17 protein-coding genes are annotated in these 21,950 nt (G+C 60.9%); 5 read left to right on the top strand and 12 right to left on the bottom strand.

Annotation, left to right across the window (positions count from 1 at the left end):
- The gene (locus EL234_RS05690; RefSeq protein ID WP_126416552.1) at positions 1-1,038 is read right to left on the bottom strand and encodes a TRAP transporter substrate-binding protein; all 1,038 of its coding nucleotides are present in this window, start codon (positions 1,036-1,038) and stop codon (positions 1-3) included.
- 389 nt (positions 1,039-1,427) lie between these two features.
- Between EL234_RS05690 and uxaC the strand changes: the two genes are divergently transcribed.
- Positions 1,428-2,873 carry a glucuronate isomerase gene (uxaC, locus tag EL234_RS05685; RefSeq protein ID WP_126416551.1) on the top strand — a complete coding sequence of 482 codons (1,446 nt, stop codon included), beginning with the start codon at positions 1,428-1,430 and terminating at the stop codon, positions 2,871-2,873.
- A 290-nt stretch (positions 2,874-3,163) separates the two neighbouring features.
- Here the strand turns inward: uxaC and EL234_RS05680 are convergent, their stop codons facing one another.
- The 8 genes from EL234_RS05680 to EL234_RS05645 all read right to left on the bottom strand — a co-directional run bounded on the left by EL234_RS05680 (position 3,164) and on the right by EL234_RS05645 (position 13,239).
- Positions 3,164-4,090: an HpcH/HpaI aldolase family protein gene (locus EL234_RS05680; protein ID WP_241968954.1), complete on the bottom strand. Its 927-nt coding sequence runs from the start codon at positions 4,088-4,090 to the stop codon at positions 3,164-3,166.
- Complete coding sequence (hpaH, locus tag EL234_RS05675; RefSeq protein WP_126416550.1) at positions 4,075-4,860, bottom strand: 2-oxo-hept-4-ene-1,7-dioate hydratase; 786 nt, start codon at positions 4,858-4,860, stop codon at positions 4,075-4,077. The genes EL234_RS05680 and hpaH overlap by 16 nt, the downstream gene beginning before the upstream one ends.
- A gap of 8 nt (positions 4,861-4,868) precedes the next feature.
- Positions 4,869-6,809 (bottom strand): FAD-dependent monooxygenase, encoded by a 1,941-nt coding sequence (locus tag EL234_RS05670; RefSeq protein ID WP_126416549.1) that lies wholly within the window; start codon positions 6,807-6,809, stop codon positions 4,869-4,871.
- Between the two features lie 17 nt (positions 6,810-6,826).
- Positions 6,827-7,522 carry a GntR family transcriptional regulator gene (locus EL234_RS05665; protein ID WP_126416548.1) on the bottom strand — a complete coding sequence of 232 codons (696 nt, stop codon included), beginning with the start codon at positions 7,520-7,522 and terminating at the stop codon, positions 6,827-6,829.
- 51 nt (positions 7,523-7,573) lie between these two features.
- A complete protein-coding gene (locus tag EL234_RS05660; protein ID WP_126416547.1) occupies positions 7,574-9,013 on the bottom strand; it encodes an MFS transporter in 1,440 nt (479 codons plus the stop codon).
- Positions 9,013-10,080: a 3,4-dihydroxyphenylacetate 2,3-dioxygenase gene (gene hpaD / locus EL234_RS05655; protein ID WP_126416546.1), complete on the bottom strand. Its 1,068-nt coding sequence runs from the start codon at positions 10,078-10,080 to the stop codon at positions 9,013-9,015. Before hpaD ends, EL234_RS05660 begins: the two co-directional genes overlap by 1 nt.
- 92 nt (positions 10,081-10,172) lie before the next feature.
- Positions 10,173-11,702 carry an aldehyde dehydrogenase gene (locus tag EL234_RS05650; protein WP_126416545.1) on the bottom strand — a complete coding sequence of 510 codons (1,530 nt, stop codon included), beginning with the start codon at positions 11,700-11,702 and terminating at the stop codon, positions 10,173-10,175.
- Positions 11,703-11,772: 70 nt separating this feature from the next.
- Positions 11,773-13,239: a fumarylacetoacetate hydrolase family protein gene (locus tag EL234_RS05645; RefSeq protein ID WP_126416544.1), complete on the bottom strand. Its 1,467-nt coding sequence runs from the start codon at positions 13,237-13,239 to the stop codon at positions 11,773-11,775.
- A gap of 299 nt (positions 13,240-13,538) precedes the next feature.
- Here EL234_RS05645 and EL234_RS05640 point away from each other — a divergent pair, with 299 nt between their 5' ends.
- The 3 genes from EL234_RS05640 to EL234_RS05630 all read left to right on the top strand — a co-directional run bounded on the left by EL234_RS05640 (position 13,539) and on the right by EL234_RS05630 (position 17,307).
- Complete coding sequence (locus tag EL234_RS05640; protein ID WP_126416543.1) at positions 13,539-15,017, top strand: NAD-dependent succinate-semialdehyde dehydrogenase; 1,479 nt, start codon at positions 13,539-13,541, stop codon at positions 15,015-15,017.
- Positions 15,018-15,228: 211 nt separating this feature from the next.
- Positions 15,229-16,524 (top strand): hypothetical protein, encoded by a 1,296-nt coding sequence (locus tag EL234_RS05635; RefSeq protein ID WP_126416542.1) that lies wholly within the window; start codon positions 15,229-15,231, stop codon positions 16,522-16,524.
- Between the two features lie 72 nt (positions 16,525-16,596).
- Positions 16,597-17,307 (top strand): hypothetical protein, encoded by a 711-nt coding sequence (locus EL234_RS05630; RefSeq protein ID WP_126416541.1) that lies wholly within the window; start codon positions 16,597-16,599, stop codon positions 17,305-17,307.
- 108 nt (positions 17,308-17,415) lie between these two features.
- Here the strand turns inward: EL234_RS05630 and EL234_RS05625 are convergent, their stop codons facing one another.
- Genes EL234_RS05625 through EL234_RS05615 form a run of 3 tightly spaced genes read right to left on the bottom strand, consistent with a single transcriptional unit; the run spans position 17,416 to position 20,917 of the window.
- Positions 17,416-18,432: an ABC transporter substrate-binding protein gene (locus EL234_RS05625; RefSeq protein ID WP_164712387.1), complete on the bottom strand. Its 1,017-nt coding sequence runs from the start codon at positions 18,430-18,432 to the stop codon at positions 17,416-17,418.
- Positions 18,433-18,446: 14 nt separating this feature from the next.
- Positions 18,447-19,430 (bottom strand): ABC transporter permease, encoded by a 984-nt coding sequence (locus EL234_RS05620; protein ID WP_126416539.1) that lies wholly within the window; start codon positions 19,428-19,430, stop codon positions 18,447-18,449.
- On the bottom strand, positions 19,427-20,917 hold the full coding sequence (locus EL234_RS05615; RefSeq protein WP_241968952.1) for a sugar ABC transporter ATP-binding protein: 1,491 nt from the start codon (positions 20,915-20,917) through the stop codon (positions 19,427-19,429). The genes EL234_RS05620 and EL234_RS05615 overlap by 4 nt, the downstream gene beginning before the upstream one ends.
- Before the next feature lie 237 nt (positions 20,918-21,154).
- On the opposite strand from EL234_RS05615, the gene EL234_RS05610 reads away from it, so the two are divergent.
- Positions 21,155-21,907, top strand: coding sequence for a GntR family transcriptional regulator (locus EL234_RS05610; RefSeq protein WP_126416537.1), 753 nt, complete (start codon positions 21,155-21,157; stop codon positions 21,905-21,907).
- The last annotated feature ends 43 nt before the right edge of the window (positions 21,908-21,950 follow it).

The following is a 21,950-nucleotide window of genomic DNA, read 5'->3' as shown; positions in this document are numbered from 1 at the left end:
TTACTTGCTCCCTTCTTTATCTGCATCGCGGATCGCTTCGAAAAGCGAACGCTGGTAGTCGGTCTTCAAGTATTCGTCCACGATTGGGCTAAGTGCCTCAGCGAAAGCTTCCTTGTCGACCTCGTGGAACTGGGCTCCCCCAGCCTCCGTCTCAGCCTTCGCTTCTTCGGTCTCCTTCAGCCACAGTTCGGTGTGGTTGTCCATCGAGTCGTACCATGCCTCGTAGAGCAGCTCCCGATCAGCCTCGGGCATTGCCTGCAAAAGATCGTGGCGCATAATCATGTAATCAAGACCCACCAGGTGGCCCGTGTACGACAGGTGCTTCGCCACCTCAAAGTGACGCGCCGTCAGGTAAGACACGATGTTGTTCTCAGCCCCGTCAAGCACGCCGGCCTGCAACGCCGAGTACACCTCACCGTAAGACAGCGGCGTCGCTGACCCACCCATGAGGTTAATCATCCGAATGTGCATGTCCGATTCCTGCACGCGGATCTTCTGACCACTCAGATCCTCCGGCACTTCAACCGGCCCGAACGTCGTGTACACGTGACGCTCACCCTGGGTGTAACCACCGAGCACCGTAATGTTCTCCTTCTCCTCCAACGAAGAGAAAAGGTCACCCACGATCTCGGGAGACTGCAGAACCTTGATCTGATGCTCGATCGAGCCGAACGTCGTCGGCATGTTCAACACCCGGAAATCAGTGTTAATGTTTTCCAGCTGCGTACCAGACACAATCGCCATCTCAATAGCCCCGGACTTCACCATTTGCAGGACTTCCTGCTGGGATCCGAGCTGTTCGTTCGGGAAGACTTCGACGACGTAGCGCCCGTTCGTCTTTTCGTTAAACTCCTTCGCAAACGCCTCAAGCGCAATATACGACGGATGGCTCTCAGTCTGGTTGAGCGCAACCTTAAAGTAAGAAACAGTGTCTTCGTCGCCGACACTATCCAGCTGAATACCACCGAAACCAGAACATCCGGTCACGGCAAGAAGCATGCTGGCGAGCACGGCGAGAAGCCTCCAACGTTTTCTCATTGGAACTCCTTAATGTGGCCCTGTGCGAGGGCTCACGCGTGGAAATTTGAGCGCGTTTCGCAACGCTGCGGATACGCTCCCGCAGATTCCTTTCCCTGTCGAAAGGAATCACGAGATGGGTAGAGCGTAACAATTTTTTCCGCCTAACTCGAGGGCTAAAAGTCCGGAATGTCAAAACCGTGATGTGCCGGGCGTCTGGTACCCGCCGGGCGTCTGCTGCTTGCCGAGAGACGGCGTCGTCGGGAAATGTTTCCCATCTTCACCAAACGGGTACCCATTCTAATCGCGACCACCTATCCTAGAATGAGAGCGGATCACCGATGATCCACCTCGCCTAAGGCGGGCCAACCAATCGCCTACAGGCAGGCAATATACAGAGGAAGGCAGTTATGAAACTCCAGCCGCATCCGGATCGCCTGTTCCCGGCCGATCCTACGACCCGCGACATCGCGCGCAAACTTCACGATTCCATCAAGGATGAACCGATCATCTCTCCGCACGGTCACGTGCCTCCGGAGTGGCTCGCGAATGACGAGCCGTTCAAGGATCCGACGTCGCTGCTCATCACGCCGGATCACTACGTCAACCGCATGCTCCACAACCACGGGGTTGACCTGGCGCTGCTCGGTGTTGGCCAGAAGGACTTCTCTGAAGAAGAATCCCGCAAGGCGTTCAAGCTCCTGTTCAAGCACTGGTGGCTCTACCGCGGCACGCCCGTGAAGTACTGGATGGAAAACGAACTCTACGACTACTTCGACATCCGCGTGCGCCCGTCGGCAGAAACCGCCGACCAGATCTACGACCAGATCGCCGAACGGCTGCAGGAGCCCGAGTTCCGCCCGCGCGCGCTGTACAAGCGCTTCCCGCTGTCGTTCATCGCTACCACCGACGACCCGGTTGACGACCTGCGCCACCACAAGAAGATCAAGGAAGATCCGGATTTCGACGGCGAAGTACGCCCGACCTTCCGTCCGGACAAGTACCTTGAGCCCGCCCGCGAGGACTGGCCGCAGCTCATGGAGGCGCTCGCGAATGCGTCGGGCGTGGATACGACCACGTGGGCCGGCTTCAACGAGGCCATGGAAAACCGCCGCGCCTACTTCAAGGAGAACGGCGCGATTTCTACCGACCACTCGCACGCCGATCCGGGCACCGCGCGCCTGTCCGACGCCGAGGCCGAGCGCATCTACAAGGAAGCACTGGCCGGCAAGGTCAGCAAGGAAGACGCAGACGCGCTGCGCAGGTCGATGATGTACGAGCAGGTCCGCATGGCCAGCGAAGACGGCCTGACCATGACCTTACATCCGGCCGTGTACCGCAACCACCACAGGCCAACCTTCGAACGGTTCGGCGCTGATGTTGGCTGTGACATTCCCACGAAGACTGAGTTCACCGAGAACCTGCAGCCCGCGCTGTCGGACTTCGGCACGTCGGAGAACCTGCACCTCATCCCGTTCACGATGGACGAGACTGTGTACTCGCGCGAGCTTGCTCCGCTGGCTGGCTTCTACCCGTCCGTGTTCATCGGCGTGCCATGGTGGTTCATCGACGCTCCGGAGGCAATGGCTCGCTTCCGCGGCGCCGTCACCGAAACGGCTGGCTTCACGCGCACCTCGGGCTTTATTGACGACACGCGCGCATTCCTGTCGATCCCGGCTCGCCACGACGTGGCTCGCCGCATCGACTCCGGTTACGTGGCCAAGCTCGTGGCCGAGCATCGCCTCGAGATGGACGAGGCCGAGGAAGTCATCAAGGAGCTCGTGGTCGGCAACCCGATCCGCGCGTTCAAGCTAGAAGGCATTCTGGGCGAGCAGGAGGGCGTGATCGGCAAGTAAGCCGGCCCGCTCTGGTTCGAGCAGGCTGCAGCTGCACCTAGCTGCTGGCTGTAGCCGGGCGTAGCCAAGCACAGCTAGTAGCTGGGCGAAGCCCTCTCATCACGTGAGCGAGCTTCACAGTGCAAACGGACATTTGCACCGTGAAGCTCGCTTTTTCTTGTGCTCAGCCGGCTCGAGTCAGCCGGTCAGTCGGTTTTAGCGAAAAGTTTTCCCGCTATAGCGGGCGATCTTGGCATATACGAAGATCTCCGGCTATAGCGGGAAAAGTTTCCGGTGCTACCGAGCAGCATCTAATAAGAGTCTGGCACCTCGCCGCCCGCCTGGCCTTGGCGCGCATAAATATAGGTATCCGCGAGCGCCTCCGACTGACGAGCCAAAATCGCCACGTCCGCCCCGACCAGGATGAAGTCGATCCCCTCATCGATATACCTATTCGCAAGAGTCGGATCGAAGGCGTTGATGCCTACCGGCTTGCCAGCTTTCCTGGCGGCGGCGATTGCTCGCTGCACATTCGCCACCACATCGGGATGACCCTGCTGGCCGATCAGCCCCATCGAAGCGGCCAAATCAGACGGCCCAATGAAGATCGCGTCCACGCCGTCCGTGGCAGCGATCTCCTCCGCATTGTCCACGGCTTGAGCCGATTCGATCTGCACGATGAGGGACACGAGTTCGTCATTAGCCCGCTGGAGATAGTTCGCCACGCGGTTCCACCGCGCACCACGCGCCAACGCCGAGCCAACCCCGCGCACGCCCTGAGGCGGATACCGGGTTGCCCGCACGGCAGCCTGAGCATCCTCAGGAGTATGCACCATCGGAACCAGCAGGTTTTGCGCACCAAGATCGAGGTACTGCTTGATGAGCACGACGTCGTTGGCCGGCACCCGCACCACCGGGGTTGCCGGATAGGCGGCAACCACCTGCAGCTGGCTCTGAATGTCAGCCAGAGACAGCGGGGCGTGTTCCCCGTCGATGAGGATCCAGTCCAGGCCAGAACCTGCTGCGATCTCCGTGTTGACGAGGCTTCCCGAAGTCACCCACATGCCGACCAGCGCCCGGCCACCAGTTGCCTGACTAGCCGTGGCCCGGCTATCAGCCCGACCAGGCTCGGCAGAGCCAAGCCCGGCAGGACCGGCGCCCACAGAGGGCTGACCAGCCGAACGCTGGTCAGCCAACCGCTGGGCGAATGTGGGCGGGAGTTCTACACGAAACGACATGAGATGGTTCCCATCTGTCCGTAGTCGCACAGCACGGTGTCACCGCGGTCGACCCACATGGGGCGTGTGAACGACCCGGCCAGGATGACCTCCCCGGCTTCGAGGCGGTCACCATGTTGGGCGAACTTGTTAGCCAGCCAGGCCACGCCGGTGGCCGGATGATTGAGCACACCGGCTGCCACGCCGGTTTCCTCAATCGTTTCGTTCTTGTAGAGCAGGGCGCCTACCCAGCGCAGGTCGATGGCGTCGGGCTTCATCGGGTTGCCGCCCAACACCATTCCGCCGTATGCCGCGTTGTCCGAGATCGTGTCGACGATCGTGCGCCCTTCGAGCTCGATATGCGAGTTTAGAATCTCCAACGCGGGAGTCACGAACTCGGTGGCTCGCAGCACGTCGAACACCGTGCAGTTCGGGCCTTCGAGCGGGTCTTTGAGCACGAACGCCAGCTCCACCTCGATGCGCACATTCAAGAACCGATCAAAGTCGATCACTGATCCGTTCTCGAACACAGTGTCCTCGAAGATCACGCCGTAATCAGGCTCGCTGATACCGGTGGCAGCCTGCATCGCTTTCGAGGTCAGCCCGATCTTGCGCCCAACAATCTTCCTCCCGGCAGCAACCTCGCGGTCCCGCCAGGCGGCCTGAATGGAGTACGAGTCCTCAATGGTGGCCTCTGGATACCGGGCCGTGATGCGGGGCATCACGGCCCGCGTCCGCTCCGCTTCAGCTAGCTCAGCTGCGATCTCATCTAAGATCCGTTGTTCTAACACCTGTGCTCCTAGCTCAGATCAAAGATCGGTGCGAAGAAGTTGGCGAGCGATTCCGTGTCCTCAAGCGAGGTGATGTGGGCGACGTACATGTCTGGCCGTACAACAACCACGGCACCATCACGCGAGATCCCGCGCGCCTCGAAGATGTCTTCCTTTTGGAACATGTTCGTGGTGGCCGGAACCAGGGCGTCACGCTTCTCTGGGATGCCCGGGTGGTGGATGATGCCGAACACTTCGTTCTTGTCTTCCAGCTGGTACTTGCCAACACGCGGGCGGAAAATCTCCGGCGCGTCCCCGAGCTCAAACTCGCGGTGCGGCTGCTGGTAGATGACCTTGACGTCGAACACCGAGTTGATGTCGTCGCCCGGCTTCGTGTGGCGCACCACCGGCGAGTCCGGCGAGTTCTTCAGCCAGTCACCAAAGGCGCGCACCTTCGAATCCGGGGCGTCAGCCTTCGGACGGTCGGCGAACACGTAGATGCGCCAGCGGCCGTCGGCTTCGTGCAGGTGGCCAAGGTGGACGTCGTGAGCGTCCGAGCGGCGCATCACACGGTAGGACTTGAAGCGCTTGCCCAGCGGGTAGCCGGTGGCCAGCTCCTGCTTCGCATCCGAAGCGATGAGCAGCGACGGCGGGTACTCGGTTCGGAACCCGGAGGGGAATTCCCACGTGCGCACGTAGAAGTCCTCGATCGATTCGTCGCTTTCCCCGGTGGCAGCCATCTTGCCAGACCATTCGAGGTCGAAGTCGATGAGGTCTTGCGCCACCGGCTGGCGCTCAGCGTTGTAGGTGGACAGCAGCGACGGCGAGGAGTAGCCGCGCAACACCTGCGCAAGCTTCCAGCCCAGGTTGAACCCGTCTTGCATGGACACGTTCATGCCCTGCCCGGCCTTCGCCGAGTGGGTGTGGCACGCATCGCCGGCGATGAACACGCGCGGGTCTTGGCTGCCCCGGTTTTCTGGCAGGACGTCGTCGAACCGTTCGGTCACGCGGTGCCCCACTTCGTACACGGACCACCAGGCCACGTCCTTGACCTGGTAGGAGTACGGGCTCATGATCTTGTTACCCTTGGCTACGATCTCCTCAAGCGGAGTGTTGCGCACTTGGTGGTTGTCGTCCTCAGGAACTTCGCCGAGGTCCACGTAGGTGCGGAACAGGAAGCCGCCCTCACGCGGAATGTGCAAGATAGAGCCGTGGTTGGAGTTGATGATCGCCTTGGTCATCGCATCCGGGAAGTCGGTGTCAACCAAAATATCGGCAACGCCCCACGCGTGGTTGGAGATCACGCGCGAGTTCTTCGCACCGATGGCCGTGCGCACGTTGGAGCGCGCGCCGTCGGCACCCAGCACGTACTTAGCATGCACGGTACGTTCTTCGCCCTTGTTGGCCGCGCCCGAGCCCACCAGCTCGCACTCCACCGGGTATTCCGCGCCTTCGTTAATACGCAGCGTGCGGAACTCCCAACCGAAATTCACCGGCATACGCGAGGCCTGCCGGCCCATAAAGCGCCGGAAGTAGTCCAAGATACGCGCCTGGTTGACGATCAGGTGCGGGAATTCAGACAGGCCGTTCGGGTCGTCGTCGGTCCAACCGGTGCGAATAATGTGGTCGGGGTTATCCGGGTCTGGCTTCCAAAACGCCGTCTCGGTGATTCGGTAACCTTCTTCAATCACTTCCTCAGCAAAGCCGAACGCCTGGAAGGTCTCAACCGACCTAGACTGAATACCGTCAGCGTGCCCGAGCGGGAGCCGCCCGTCACGAACGTCGATAATGCGCGCCTCAATCTCGGGGAAAACCGAGAGCTGAGCGGCCGTAATCATCCCGGCTGGGCCGGCGCCCACGATAAGAACATCCACCTCGTCGGGGAGATCCGGGTTGCGATCCACGCAGGATTCGTGTGCGATCTGCACGCGGGGATCTTCGGAAATATATCCGTGGTGATGGAACTTCACTTGAAAGCCTTTCCTGGTTATGTGGCAGTTGTGGTTTCAGTACCAGCAACTGGTTCCGTGTCAGTAAGTGTGTTGAGCGAACGCTCCAGCGATGCGAGCTTGTGCTGCCGCGCAAAAATCTCGATCTCGGTGGCATCGGCGCCGCCTTCAATGAGATTCAAAAGCTCGTGATGCTGCTGGACTGACGTCATGGAACGCTGGGCGTCGAACTCGAACGAGGTTCGGCGCATGAGCGCGACGCGTTCTGCTTCTCTTTTCATAAGACTAATGAGACGGGAATTGGGGGACGCGGACGTGAGCACAGCGTGAAACTGTTCGTTCAGTTTGCGATAGTTCGCCGAGTCAAACACGGGCATCCCGACGACGAAACGCATTTCGTCGTTGAGCTTGCGTGCCGTAGCGAGGTCGGCGCCCGTCAGGTGGGGTGCCGACGACGCCGTTGCCATTCCTTCTAGCAAGGCCAGTACGCGGAGCGAATCTGCGTATTTGGTGACGTCGATCTGGGTGACTTGCGCACCCACGTTATGGGTGTATTCGACGAAACCTTCGGCCTGAAGCCAGCGGATGGCTTCCCGGACGGGGACGGCGGACACGCCGAATTCTTTCGCTAACGTGCTGATGGTTAGCCGGTAACCCGGCGTGTACCGCCCTGCCACAATCGCATCGCGAAGAGCCTCGTACACCATGGTCGATTTTGACTTCGCGTTCCCCATGAGTTTCCCTCTCTTACTGTGAATCCCTTAGCAAGGATTCTAGTTGAGCCGTTAGAAGCCGGCTCCACGATCGAAGGTTGTTTCAATAACTCCTTCTTCTTCTGCCGCGATCTTTTCGATCTTTTCGTTGAGTTCGGCGTCGGCTGCCGGGCTGAGGTCACGGCCCGTGCGATCCTTCATCCACAGCAGTGCCGCCACTGCGACGAGGGTGACGATCGTAATGTAGACGGCCACCGAACGTGTGGTTCCCGTTTCGGCCACGAGGTAGGTGGCGATCAGCGGGGCGAATGCGCCGCCGAGGATAGCACCGAAAGCGTTGCCGAGTCCGGCACCCGAGTAGCGGATCTTCGCGGGGAACATTTCCGCAAACATTGCTGCCTGCGGGCCGTAAGTGAACCCGATGGGGATCGCCCACACCATCATGCCCAAGCCGATCAGCGTGTAGTTGCCGGTTTCCAGGAACTGGAAGAGCACCCACACCCACACCAGCTGGATAACGAAGCCGATCATGTACGTCTTCTTCCGGCCGATGTAGTCAGATAGCCAGGCCGAGAAGATCGTGGAGATGATCCACACCACGGCCGCTGCCGAGATCAGGTTGAGGATGATGTCTCGATCTAGACCCTTATCTTGGGTGGTGTACGACAGGATGAACCCGCCCGTGATCATGTAGCCTGCCACGCCGTTGCCGGCGAAGATGAGCGCTGATTGAACAAGTGGTTTCCATGCCGTGCGGAACATTTCCACAATCGGCAGGCGCACCTGCTCGTCTTTCTCGTCGGCCTCACGGATCTCCTCCATGACTGGCGATTCGCTCACGCCGAGCCGGATCGCCATACCGATTCCGATGAGTACGATCGAGAACAGGAACGGTACGCGCCAACCCCAGCTCATGAACTGGTCGTCGCTGGTCACGGCGGACGTGATCGATAGGACCACGGTTGCCATGAGCATGCCCAGTGGCACGCCGATCTGCGGGAAGCCGCCGAACAGGCCACGCTTCTTCACAGGAGCGTGTTCCACTGCCATGAGCGCTGCGCCGCCCCATTCGCCGCCAGCGGCAAAGCCCTGGAGCACGCGCAGGATGATCAGGCTGATCGGCGCGATCACGCCAACCTGGTGATAGGTGGGGAGCAGGCCGATGACGAACGTTGCAACACCCATAAGAAGGAGAGTTGCGACGAGCATGGCCTTACGGCCAATCCTGTCACCGTAGTGGCCGGCCACTGCCGCGCCGAGGGGACGGAAGAAGAAGGAAATGCCGACTGTCGCGAACGAGATCAACCGGCCTGCCACTTCGCCCGAGCTTTGAATGAACGGGTCAAAGAACAGTGGTGCGAACACGATCGCGGCGGCGTTTGCGTAGATGAAGAAGTCATACCACTCCACGGCCGTACCCACGAGAGTGCCTACAGCAACACGGCGATCTTCCTTCTTCTTCGTCGATAAGACGAGATCATCGCGATTGTACGGATGCGATTCTGGTGCCATTAGACCTGCTCTCCCAACTTGAAGCCCTTCTCCGTGTCGCCCTTACGGGTGTAGGAGAATCCGTCTGCGCCGATGGTGACGTCCATTTCACGTGAGTCGGTGCGCTCGACGAGCGGCTGCAGATTTCCGTCCAGGTCGAGCACGCGCGAGGCGTCCGTGTACCAGGAGGGGACGACGGGCGTACCCCACCAGTCGCGACGCTGGTTGTCGTGCACGTCCCAGGTGACGACCGGGTTGTCCGGATCGCCGGTCCAGTAGTCCTGCGTGTAAACTTCCACGCGGTGACCATCGGGGTCGCGGATGTAGAGGTAGAACGCGTTGGACACGCCGTGACGACCCGGGCCACGCTCAATGTGATCCGACATGCGCAGGGCGCCCAGCTTGTCGCAGATCGCCAGGATGTTGTGCTTTTCGTGGGTAGCGAAGGCGACGTGGTGCATGCGCGGGCCGTCGCCGCCCGTCATCGCCGTGTCGTGCACGGTTGGCTTGCGGCGAACCCATGCTGCGTACGTCGTACCCTCGTCGTCCTTGATGTCCTCCGTCACGCGGAAGCCAAGGTTCTCCATGTACTTCACGGCCTTCGGCACGTCCGGGGTGACCTGGTTGAAGTGGTCGAGGCGTACGAGCTCGCCGGGGACCTGGCGGTCGTATGCCCACGCGAGCCGCTCCACGTGGTCAACCTCGTAGAAGAACTCGTAGGGGAAGCCCAGCGGGTCCACGACGCGCACGGCGTTGCGGACGCCGTCGACGAAATCGCCGCGGCGCACTTCGCAGCCGAGCTCCTCGTAGTAGGCCGCTGCCTTGTCCACTTCCTCCTGGCTGCGCACGCGGAATGCGAAGGCGGCCACCGCAGCCTCCGGGCCCTTGCGCAGGATCAGGTTGTGGTGGATGAACTCCTCTGCAGTGCGCAGGTAGATCGCGTTGTCGTCTTCCTTCGTGACCACGAGGTTGAGCACATCCACGTAGAAGTGGCGTGACTTCTCGAGGTCGGTGACGACGAGTTCCATGTATGCGCAACGCACAATATCTGGAGCAGGCGCCTTGGGGCGCTTCGTGATATCAGTCATGTCAGTCTCCTTTGGCTGAATGCCGCACCTTCTGCCGGCGGGCTGGGTTGGGTAGGTGGGACGCGCCGCGTACGAGCACGCCCCACCAGTTTTTAGGCGCTCGGTCCCCCGAGGCCAAGATCGTTGTCTGCGTATCCGGTGGCACCGAACCGCGTGGTGTGAACCTCACCGAGGGTGACGTGGATTGCCTGCTGCACCGAGTAGAAGTCCAGCGAGCGGTAGCCACCTTCGTGGCCGAGGCCCGATCCCTTCACGCCGCCGAACGGGGTGCGAAGATCGCGCACGTTATGCGAGTTGATCCACACCATTCCGGATTCGATCTGGTGGGATACGTTGTGTGCCCGGGCGATGTCGTTCGTCCACACGTAGGCTGCGAGTCCGTATTCGACGTCGTTGGCCAGCTTGATCGCTTCTTCTTCCGTGTCGAACGGGGTGATGGCGACGACGGGGCCGAAGATTTCCTCCTGGAAAATCCGCGCGTCCGGGGCGACGTCCGCGAACACGGTGGCTTCCACATAGTTGCCTTCGGGCAGGTGTGCTGGGCGGCCACCGCCAGCGACGAGGCGGCCTTCGGACTTGCCGATCTCGATGTACTTGGTGACCTTCTCGTAGTGTTCCGGATGGACAAGGGCCGCGATTTCCGACGTCGGATCCGACGGCGGGCCGACCACGATCTTCTTCGCGCGCTCCGCGTAGGCTTCCACGAAACGGTCGTAGATCGGGCGCTCCACAAGCAGACGTGAGGAGGCCGTGCAACGTTCGCCGTTCAGCGAGAACACGCCAAACAGGGTGGAATCGAGGGCTGCTTCGAAGTCGGCGTCGGCGAAAATGATCGCCGGCGACTTGCCGCCCAGCTCGAGCGAGAGGTGCTTCATGTACGGAGCGGAACGCTCGAAAATCTTCTTGCCCGTTGCCAGCGAACCGGTGAAGGACACGAGCGGGGCGTCCGGGTGGGTGACGAGCATGTCGCCCGTCTGGCCGTCACCGTAGACAATGTTGAACACGCCCTTCGGCACGCCTGCACGCTCCATGATGCCCGGCCACAGCGACGCCGACACCGGCGTGAACTCTGCCGGCTTAAGGACGACGGTGGCGCCGGACGCCAGAGCCGGCGCCAACTTCCACGATTCCTGCATGAACGGGGTGTTCCACGGGGTGATAAGGATGGCCACGCCGTGCGGCTTACGGTTGACGTAGTTAAGCTGACGGCCCGGCATCGAGAACGCCTTGTCCTCATTGGCCACGATGAGGTCTGCGAAGAAGCGGAAGTTCTCCGCCGCACGGTTCGCCTGGCCGCGTGCCTGGCGGATCGGCAGGCCCGTGTCGAACGATTCGATCTGTGCGAGCTCGTCGTTAATCTTCTCGACCTCGTCCGCGATCGCGTTGAGGATCTTCCAACGAGCACGCGGAAGCATGTTCGCCCACGTGCCCTCATCGAAGGCTTCCTTAGCTGCGGCTACCGCTGCGTTCGCTTCCTCCTGGCCGCCCAGCGGGGCCGTGAGGTAGTTGGAGTTCGTGGTCGGCTCGAGGATGTCAAACCTCTCCCCCGAGGCGGAATCAACGAACTCACCGTTGATGTAGTGCTTGATCTCTTCGGGAATTCCCGCTGGCTTGGCTACCATGTGTCTACCTTTCCTGGTCTTCGCTTCTTGATGTTCTTCAGTGGCCTGGCGGCTAGCTCTGCCGCTAGCTTTAGTTGTCGTTTTGCTCCGCGAGCCACTCGTTGTACTTTTCACGCCACTGCGCGTTGAGCGGGTACAGCCCGTCGACCGATTCGCCGGCGGCGACCATCTGCGCAATGAACTCTTCTTCGGATTCTTGCTGTTCGGCGTCGGCAACCAGCTCCTCGACCATGTGGGGAGGGATGACGATCGCGCCGTCGTCGTCGCCAACAATCACGTCACCGGGTTGGACGGCGACGCGGCCGCAGGTGATCGTCACGTCGGTGTCCCAGGGGATGTGGACGCGGCCGAGCACGGACGGGTGTGCCGCCTGCGCGAACACTGGCAGGCCGACTTCTTCGACGGCGGCCCAGTCGCGGACCGCGCCGTCGGTGATAATGCCGGCCGCGCCGCGCACCTTCGCCCGCAGCGCGAGGATGTCGCCGAGCGTTCCGGCGTGTTCGTAGCCGCGCGCCTCCATGACGAGCACCTCGCCCGGATTGACCGTGTCGATAGCGCGCTTTTGCGCGTTGTAACCGCCGCCGTACTTCTTGAACAGGTCAGGGCGATGGCCGACGTAGCGCAGCGTACGCGCCCGGCCCACCAACTTGGTGCCCGGCACCTGCGGGCGAACGCCGTCAATCGACACGTTCGGGTAGCCCTTCTGCCGCATCTGCGACGACAGGGTGGCAAGGGCCAGGTTGGAAATCCGCTCGCGCAGCTCGTCGGTCAGCTCAAATTCCGGTTCGAGGCCGGCTGCTTCACGCGATCCCCAGGCGTCGATCCGCTGCTTGTCATCAGCCGCGGGGGCGGAGCCAACGTCTGCGAGCGCCGGGCCGGACACGACCGTCGTCGTCAATTCACCCGACGTAAGCGACGGGTCGGACTCCGAATAAACTTCGACCGTGACGCTCTGGCCCGGCTGGAGCACCGAGGAGCCTGCCGGCGTGCCGGTAAGGATGATGTCGCCCGGTTCGAGCGTCATGACGCGGGAAAGATCGGCGATGAAGTGCTCGAAGGGGAAGAGCAGGGTTCCGGAGGAATCATCCTGCATGACCGTGCCGTCCACGGTGGCCTTCACGCGTAGTTCGCGCGGGTTGATCTTGTCAGCGGGAATGAGCTTCGGACCGATCGGCGTCATGCCATCACCGGACTTGGAGCGCACGTTCGAACCCTTGTCGGCCGGGCGCAGGTCGAGGATCCCCATGTCGTTGGCCGCGGTAACGTGGCTGACGTACTGCCAGGCCTCCTCTTCGGAAACGTTACGAGCAGGCTTGCCGATGACGAGCGCGATCTCCGCCTCGAACACGAGCAGCTCAGCGTTGTCCGGGCGAACCACTTCACCCGGGCCGTTCAGCGACGACGACGCCTTCATAAAATACGAGGCCTCCGCCGGGATGCGCCCGCGCTGCTCGGCTCGTGAAGGATAAGACAGGTGAACAGCAATGATTTTGCCGACCTCATCCCCGAGGGTTTGCGAAACAATGTTCTGGCTCAACGCCCGCTCCTTTGCTGAGTCAATCTGCGATCTGCCTTAGGTGTGCTGCCGGTGGTCGTTCACCTGCCGCTGGGTATGCTGCCTTCTCCCGCTGCCTGGTTGCTGCCTCTGCCGGTTGCTGCCGCCTGCGACCAGTTCGCGTTTGGGGCTTGCGCTCCCCCAAGGTGGATCGTATATGATCTTGTATATGATCTTCGTTGGAAAACGCTCCGACGTCAAGAGCAAAATGGAAAGTCACCAAAATTGCTTCCACAATCACCCTTTGCACGGCGCCGTGCAGGGGGAGGAAAGGGCTAGAAATGAACGATTCACGAATCGCAGAGCTACTTGCAAACATCCCCACGGGTATTTTCATCAACGGTGAATTTACAGACTCGTCGTCGGGCGAACGCTTCGACGTCCTAAACCCTGCTACCGGCGACGTGCTTATTTCCGTCGCTGATTCCACTCCCGACGACGCCGCGCGCGCCATGGACATCGCCGTCGACGCTCAGTGGGACTGGGCCGTGTCTGCTCCCCGCGAGCGCGCTGAAATTTTGCGCCGGGCCTTCGAACTTGCCACCGGCAAGTATCGGGACACGCTCGCCACGGTCATGACCCTAGAAATGGGCAAGCCGCTCGACCAAGCTTACGGCGAGGTCACCTACGGAGCTGAGTTCTTGCGCTGGTTCGCCGAGGAGGCCGCCCGCATTCGAGGCGATTACTTCCGCGTTCCTGAAGGCCACCTGCAGGCGATGGTGGTGCGCCGCCCTGTTGGCCCGTGCCTCTTTATTACCCCGTGGAACTTCCCGTTCGCGATGGCCACCCGCAAGGCTGGCCCGGCGTTCGCAGCAGGTAACGTGGCGATTTTGCGGCCGTCGCAAGACACCCCGCTGACCGCCCTACTGTTCGCGCAGATCATGAATGAGGCCGGCCTGCCCAAGGGCGTGCTTTCCGTGCTGCCGTCGAAGAGTGCCCGCCCGATCACCGGGCCGCTCATCCAAGATCCGCGCATGCGCAAGCTTTCGTTCACCGGCTCCACCACCGTTGGTAAGGCGCTACTGAAGGAAGCGGCAGACAACGTATTGCGCACGTCCATGGAGCTCGGCGGAAACGCGCCCTTTATCGTGTTCGAGGATGCCGATATTGACGAAGCGGTGAAGGCCGCCGTCGCCACCAAGCTGCGCAACATGGGCGAGGCGTGCAACGCGGCCGACCACTTCTTCGTCCACACGGACGTCTACGACGAGTTCACCGAAAAATTCTCCGCAGCCATTGCGAAGCAAAAGGTAGGTGACGGACTGGCCGAGGGCACGGACGTGGGTCCGCTCGTGTCTGAGAAGCAGCTGGCCGACGTGTCAGGCATGCTGGACCGTGCAGTTGCGGCCGGCGCGAAGATCGCCGTGGGCGGTGGCAAGCCGTTCAACAATGGTTTCTTCATCGAGCCGACCGTGCTCGTCGACGTCGATCCCGAGTCCGAGATCGTCACTGAGGAGATCTTCGGTCCGATCGCTCCCGTCATTCGTTTCGACGACGAGGCCGAGCTCATCCGAGTGATCAACAAGGATTCAGTGGGCCTGGCCGGCTACTTCCACACGAAGGACATGAGCCGGGTGCTGCGCCTTGCTGAGCGCCTGGAAATCGGGATGCTCGGCGTCAACTCGGCGACCATTTCCAATGCGGCGGCACCGTTCGGCGGGCTTAAGCAGTCGGGGACGGGCCGCGAAGGCGGCAAGGAAGGCATCGAGGAGTACCTCGAAACCGTGTACGTGGGCATGCCCGCGCCCGACTTCTTCTAAACACCTCGATTGAGTGGCCCGTCAGCCCTGCTTGATCAGCCGGGCTGACGGGCCCGACCGTGCCGACGAACCCGACCGGGATTCACAGTGCGATATCAGCCTCTGCTACAACTACGCGCAGGGATGGCGATATCCGCATTTTGAATCTCGGCAGCCCGCTTGTCCGGTATGCTTTTTACCATCTTGGAGCCGGCAAGGACGAGGTGAGTGGATGATGTTGAGCCCTTCGATTATAGGCGCGGGCATAGCGGGTCTCGTCGTGCCGATCGCAACATGGATCGTCCTTTCCACTCGCAAACCGAAGGCGCCTGGGGTTGTGCAAACCTACTCGAAGGGCGCTCCGCTTCTTTTGATGCTGGTGGCCGTGGGAACCATCGCCACAGGCATTCACCTCATCGTCAGTGGCCCTGGCGAAAACAGTGTAGCCGTCCATTGGATCACAGTCGCTCTGGCGTTCATCGCCGGTCTGGCAGCGCTCGTGGGCATTTACTTTTATGGCAAGTACGCGCTCGTCGCCGATGAAGATTCGGTGGCGATCTACCACCCCTTTCGTGGGACTCACGTGCTCACACATCAGAACATCGTCGACGTTGAGGACTTCCGACTTAGAGGTACGAAGTATTTCGTAGTGACCTATCGTGATGGGAACAGAGCTCGAAAAATCCAGATTGACCCCGTTCGCTTCGATGTAACTCAATTTTTCGACAAACGGGCAGCAAATCAAAGATTTACCTACAGTGGCACCGCTCGTTTGGGAACAGATACCAAGAAGCATGGCCTGGTCATCACACCTGAGACCACACTTTTTGGAAACCGCTTCTACCCTGTCACTGAAGGGATTGGTTTCATTGCCGCAGGCGTGAACGAACTTGCTGACTCGTTTGAGACTTGGCGCCGGACGTGGGATGGAGGAGGCGAAGAAGGCCGGTTCTTCCACGGTGACTTCGAGCAGCTTCTAGCTTCGATGGAGCCGTTAGATAGAAGCCAGACTGCTTTCGTCCAGACAGCAAATCCGCAATGGACAGCTGTGTTTTCAAATGATTCTACGGCTGGTCAAGGATCCGATGGTAGCGTTGCTGCAAAACGGCTGCGTTGTGATTATGTGCAGGCGTCGATTGGGTTTGCGTCGGAGAATCCGGCCACGGGGTTTGGTGCCAAAGCGGGTTGGCTTTTCTACTACACGATGCCGTCATTCCCATATGGCGTGAACATGTATGTGCAGGTCAGTGATCAGGGTAATCATCGGGTTAAGTGGCAGTTTGATCATTCAGCGGCGTTTATGCCTTTTGAAGATCTGGCCTCTTATGAAAAACGTCGGATTGTTGATCGGTTCAGCCCGCAGATGGTCATCGACTATTGCCGGGCGGTAGGTATTGATCCTTATAACGAAGAGTTTTACTCCGGCCCGATTTTCGTGGTGGAAAACTCGGCAGCGAAAAAGAACGTTGAGCCGCAGTCTTTGTCGTATGCCCAAGCTCAGGATCGGGTCGGGGCTCATCGGCTTTAGTGCGAGGGGAAGTTAGTTGTGTTGAGGTTTTATTCGCATCGGACGACGTTGTTTGGTGGTCGGTTCATGCCGGTGACGGATTCGATCAGTTTCGTCCGCGCATCATTTGATGACGTGGTAGATCAATTTGATACGTGGCGTTTTCCTAGCAAGTTCCACACGATGAGTATTCGGACAAGTCCGGGATCGTTTGAAGAGAACCTAATCGGTCTGCAGCCATTGTTGGGTGAGCCGGACTACTTGTTAATGGCAACTGTTCCAGATGAATGGACCGCGATTTTAACGAACAGGGCAATTCTCCAGGAGCAAGAGTTGCTTTCCCATCGGATCGGGCTCACGTTGAAAAAAGACACGGTTGACGTGTCGTTGATCTGGCCCTCCCCGAAATCTGGAATTCGCAATTTTACTGACTTCGGCGCGTGGCTCCAGTACAACAAGAACGCCGGTTCGTTACCCATCGAGCATAGATACGTCTCCGTGTTCCAAAGTGATCTCGGATTGAAATGGAATAGGCCCTATCTCGTTGAACAGTCCCTAACGCCTTTCCCCTGGGCGCCTGCTGCTAGACCTGATGCCGATCCGTTTGAGGTATTCAACCCTGATCTGTTGGTTGATTACTGTCACCAGATGGGAATTGATGTGTTCAACGAGGGCTTCTACGCTGATCGGGCCGCACGCGTCACTGATGACAATCTGCTTGAGAAAATCAAACAGGTCGCTAGTAACTCAACATACGAAGCCGCTCAAAAATACGCAGGCATTGACTCACTCGTCCTCCCCTAAGGCTGACAAGCCACAGCGAACGTGCCGTAGATTTACGGCAATCTAACGTATGCCGTTTTGCGGCGCTTTCACACCCGCGGCCAATGCTCAGACTGAGCATCCAGCTGTTTAGTCGTAGATCGCCTTCTGGATCTCCTCATCCTGCCAGTTCGTGGCGTCATACCAATAGAAGCCGGAGTCGATCACTTTCTCCACCTCTTCGCCGCGCGCCGCCTTCACCGCCGTCTCCACCGCCATGTAGCCCATCATGTACGGGTTTTGCGTCACCGAACCAGCCATCGCGCCCTCACGGATGAGCTGCACCTGCACCGCGCCCGAGTCAAACCCGATCACGTGCACGTCCGCCCCCGCTCGCCGCGCGGTCTGAGCGGCGGCCACCGCGCCGTCGTCGTCGGTAGCAAAAATGCCGTCCAAGTTCGGCCGGGCCTGAATGATCGCCGACGCCTGCTGCTCCGCCTTCGCCTGATCCGAATCGTTGTACTGCACGTCCACCACCTTCAAATTGGGGGCGTGCTCGGCCAAATAGTCGATGAACCCGTCGCGGCGATCGGTGCCGGTCACCGACGTCGAGGACTGCGCCAAAATCGCCACCTCGCCCTCACCGCCGGTCAGCTCAATCATCTTCGCCGCCGCGGCAGCCGCCGCCGCACGATTATTTGTGGCCACAGTTGACACCGGAATATCCGAACCCGGCACACCCGAATCGAAGGCGACCACCGGGATCCCCGACTCCACAAACTGCTCGAGCGCAATCACCGACGCCGAGGAATCCAACGCCGAAAACACGAACGCATCCGGGCTCATCACATGCGCCAAATTAATCTGATCCACCTGGCGCACCACGTCCGACTCGGTGTCCGGCCCGTTAAACGTGACATTCACGCCCAGATCCTCACCCGCCGCGAACGAGCCCTCCTTCACGGCCGCCCAAAACGGGCTCGCATAACCTTTAGCGACGACGGCGATGTCCAGCTTGTCGTCAGCGTCCGTCAGCCGCTCACCCAGGCCAGCACACCCGGCCAGCGCGACGGCGAGCGCCGCAAGCAACGCACAAACTTTGGCGCGCCGCGCCCCACGCCGCCAACCAGAACGCTTACCGATGCCTTCTTTTTTCGCGTATACCATGCCCATACTCCCGCCTAGGCGATCTCTTTCGCTGGGCGCCGCCGCACATCCAAGTACACGGCGATGAGTACCACCACGCCGAGCAGGATCTTCTGGTTTTGATCCGAGACGCCCATGTGGACGGCGCCGTTGCGGATCGTGGCGATAAGAATCGCACCCACGACCGAGCCGAACACGGAGGCCTTACCGCCGCGCAGGGATGCCCCGCCGAGCACCGCCGCCGCGATCGCATACATTTCATACGACTGCCCCACATCCGGCTTACCGGATGCCAAGCGCGAGGCCATGAGCACGCCGGCCAGCCCGGTGAACACGCCCGCGAGCGCATACACCCGCCACTTCCACTTTTGCACGTCGACGCCGGAGAGCCGGGTGGCCTCCTCGTTCGAGCCCATCGCGAGCGCGTAACGCCCGATCAGCGTGTGTTTGAGCAGGAAGTGGGCGAAGATCGCGGCGATGATGCACAGGTAGATCGCGTTGGTCAGCCCGAAGGTTTCGCCGTTTCCGAGCTCGAGGAATGGCCGGTAGTCGTTGAGCGGCACCGACGACGTACCGGTGAGCGAGAGCGCGGCGCCCCAGGCAACGAGCATCATCGCCAACGTGGCCACCATCGGCTGCATGTTGAGCTTCGCCACGAGGAATCCGTTAACGATGCCAAGTGCCAGGCCCGCGAGGATGCCCGCGATCACGCCCGCGGTGATCGCCACCCACATTGGTCCGCCCGCCTTCGTCATGACGAGCGCGGTGATGACGCCGGTGAACGCGAGCCCGAACCCGGGGGTGAGGTCGATGCCCCCGGTGGCGATCACGAACGTGAGTCCGAGCGCGAGGAGAATGTACACCGAGGCGTCCAGCAGGAGCGCCGAGATGTTTCCAAGGTCCAAAAAGTACGGGCTGAGCAACGAAAATATCGCGATCAGCGCGAGTTCAGACACGACGATGAGCACCTGCGCCGGATGCCGGGTATACAAGGTGCGCACGTAGTTAACCGGGTTCATTGTTCTCCTCCCGCCCGCGCCACGGTAAAGCGCGTGGCAAGATCCATAATGTTTTCTGACGTCGCTTCTTCATTGGCGAGCACGCCCGTCATCCGCCCCTGGCACATGACGCCAATCCGGTGGCACACCCGCTGCAGCTCGGCAATCTCCGACGAAATCACCACAATCGCCTTACCCTGCGCGGCCAGATCCTCCATGAGGGCGTAAATTTCGTCCTTCGCCCCCACGTCCACGCCGCGGGTCGGCTCGTCAAAAATGAGCACGTCGCAGTCGCGTGCCACCCATTTCGCAATCACGACCTTCTGCTGGTTTCCACCCGAGAGGTTCCGCGCTTTCTGCTCCACCGACGGCGTAGCGATCCCCAGCTTCTCCACCGCCGTTTCGGCGACTCCCTGCGCCGCGGCGTCGTCGATCACGCCCGCCGCGTTCGCCCACCGCCCCAGCGAGGGCAACGCAATATTCTGCGTAATCGACTGGTCGAGCAGCAGGCCGTAGTGCTTGCGGTCTTCTGACAGGTAGCCGATCCCGGCACGCACCGCATCTTCCACCGAGCCGATACGCACCTCTTCTCCGCCGACGACGACGCTGCCGCCCTCTTTCGGATCAGCGCCGACTATCGCGCGGGCGGTTTCCGTCCGCCCTGCACCCACGAGCCCGCCAATCCCGAAAATCTCGCCCTTACGAACAGCGAAGGAGACGTCGTCGACCATGCCAGCCTTAATCGAGCGGACTTCGAAACCGATCTCCGGCTGCGGCTGCGACTCCGGCCGGTGCGAGGTGTCAATCGCCCTGCCCACCATGAGCGCGATCATGTCATCACGCGTGAGTTCAGCGGCCGGGTGGGTGGCCACATTCTTACCGTCACGCAACACCGACACGTGCGTACACAGCTCCTGGATCTCATCGAGCCGGTGCGAAATATAGACCACCGCGCGCTCGCGTGGCGCGGCGGCAATAAACTCGCGCGTGATCGTAAACAGCTGCTGAACCTCGTGGGCGGACAGCGCGGCAGTCGGCTCATCCATGATGAGCACCCGCGCGTCCATCGACAGCGCCTTCGCGATCTCCACCATCTGCCGCCCAGCCACGCTCAGTTCACCCAGCGGCATTCGCGGATCCACATCCAAGCCCACGCGCTGCAGGATCTCCCCCGAGCGGGCGGCCATCGCGTCGTCGTCAATCCGCAGCCACTTACGCGGCTCCCGGCCAAAGAAAATGTTCTGCGCGATCGTCAAGTCCGGCATAAGGTTGAGCTCTTGGTGGATGAGCGCGATCCCGGCGTCCTGGGCGGCGAGCGGTCCAGAAAAACTGACGCGTTCGCCGTCGTAGATAATCTCACCGGAATCTGCCTGCACGATCCCGCCAAGGATCTTCATGAGGGTGGATTTCCCGGCGCCGTTTTCACCCACGAGCGCGTGAATCTGCCCGGCCTCCAACTGGAAATCGACGGCATCGAGCGCCTGCACGCCCGGGTAGCGCTTGCTCATCTGGCGAGCTTCAAGAAGCATTGAGCCTTGCCTCATTTTTAATCGGGGTTGCGCGCCGGCACTGGCAGCCTCCCGCCTTTCGGCGCGAAACCGCGATTTGCCGCCGTTCTATGCAACCTTTGTTCGGTGTCTTCCCGCCAGTATATGTCATGACAAATGATCATTCCAGCGTTTCTCACAGCCCGGCGGTAAACTGTAGGCAGCCGCACAATCGCCGCACACGGAAAAGAGGGACGGATGGCAGAGCGCTACGAGCCGGACATCGACATCGACCGCACGTCGCCAGCGCCCCTGCACGCCCAAATCTCCGCGCCCATCAAACGCGCGATCCTCGACGGCGTCATCGGCCCCGGCACCCGCATCGAAAACGAGGTTTCGCTCGCGCAGCGCCTCAAAGTCTCCCGGCCAACCGCCCGGCAAGCCCTGCAAACGCTCGTCGAAGCAGGCCTGTTACACCGGCGCCGCGGAGTGGGCACCGTCGTCGCCGCCAGACCCCACCACCAACTCCTCCAACTGCCGTCCCTCCACGAAGAAATCCAGGACGCCGGGCACGAATCGACGTCGAAAATCCTGCAATACAACCACCGCCGCGCCACCGACGCCATCGCCAAACAGCTCGGCGTCGCCGTCGACGACTCGGTAGTCGAACTCGAACGGCTCCGCCTACGCGACGGCCAACCAGTCGCCATCCTCTACAACTGGCTGCCCGCCGCCATCGCACCGCCAGACGACCAGCTCGAACACCGCGGGCTCTACGAACTGCTGCGCGAATCCGGCGTCGTCCCCACCTCCACCACCCAATCCGTGGGAGCCGAACGGCCCGACAAACGCGAAGCCCGCCTGCTCGCCATCTCCACCCGCGACCCGGTGCTCACCATCGACCGCACCGCCTACGACGCGCGCGGCCACATCATCGAATGGGGATTCCACGTCTACCGGGCAGATTTATACCGGTACAAGTCCACCGTCGTCGCACACGGCAACACTTGATTCACACCAATCAACGGCAACACGCTCGTACACGCCTGCCCGC

It is taken from the genome of Trueperella bialowiezensis (assembly GCF_900637955.1).
In the GTDB taxonomy this organism is placed as follows: domain Bacteria; phylum Actinomycetota; class Actinomycetes; order Actinomycetales; family Actinomycetaceae; genus Trueperella; species Trueperella bialowiezensis.
The sequence above is the reverse complement of the archived record's forward strand: the minus strand, read 5'-3'. Positions and strand labels throughout refer to the sequence as shown.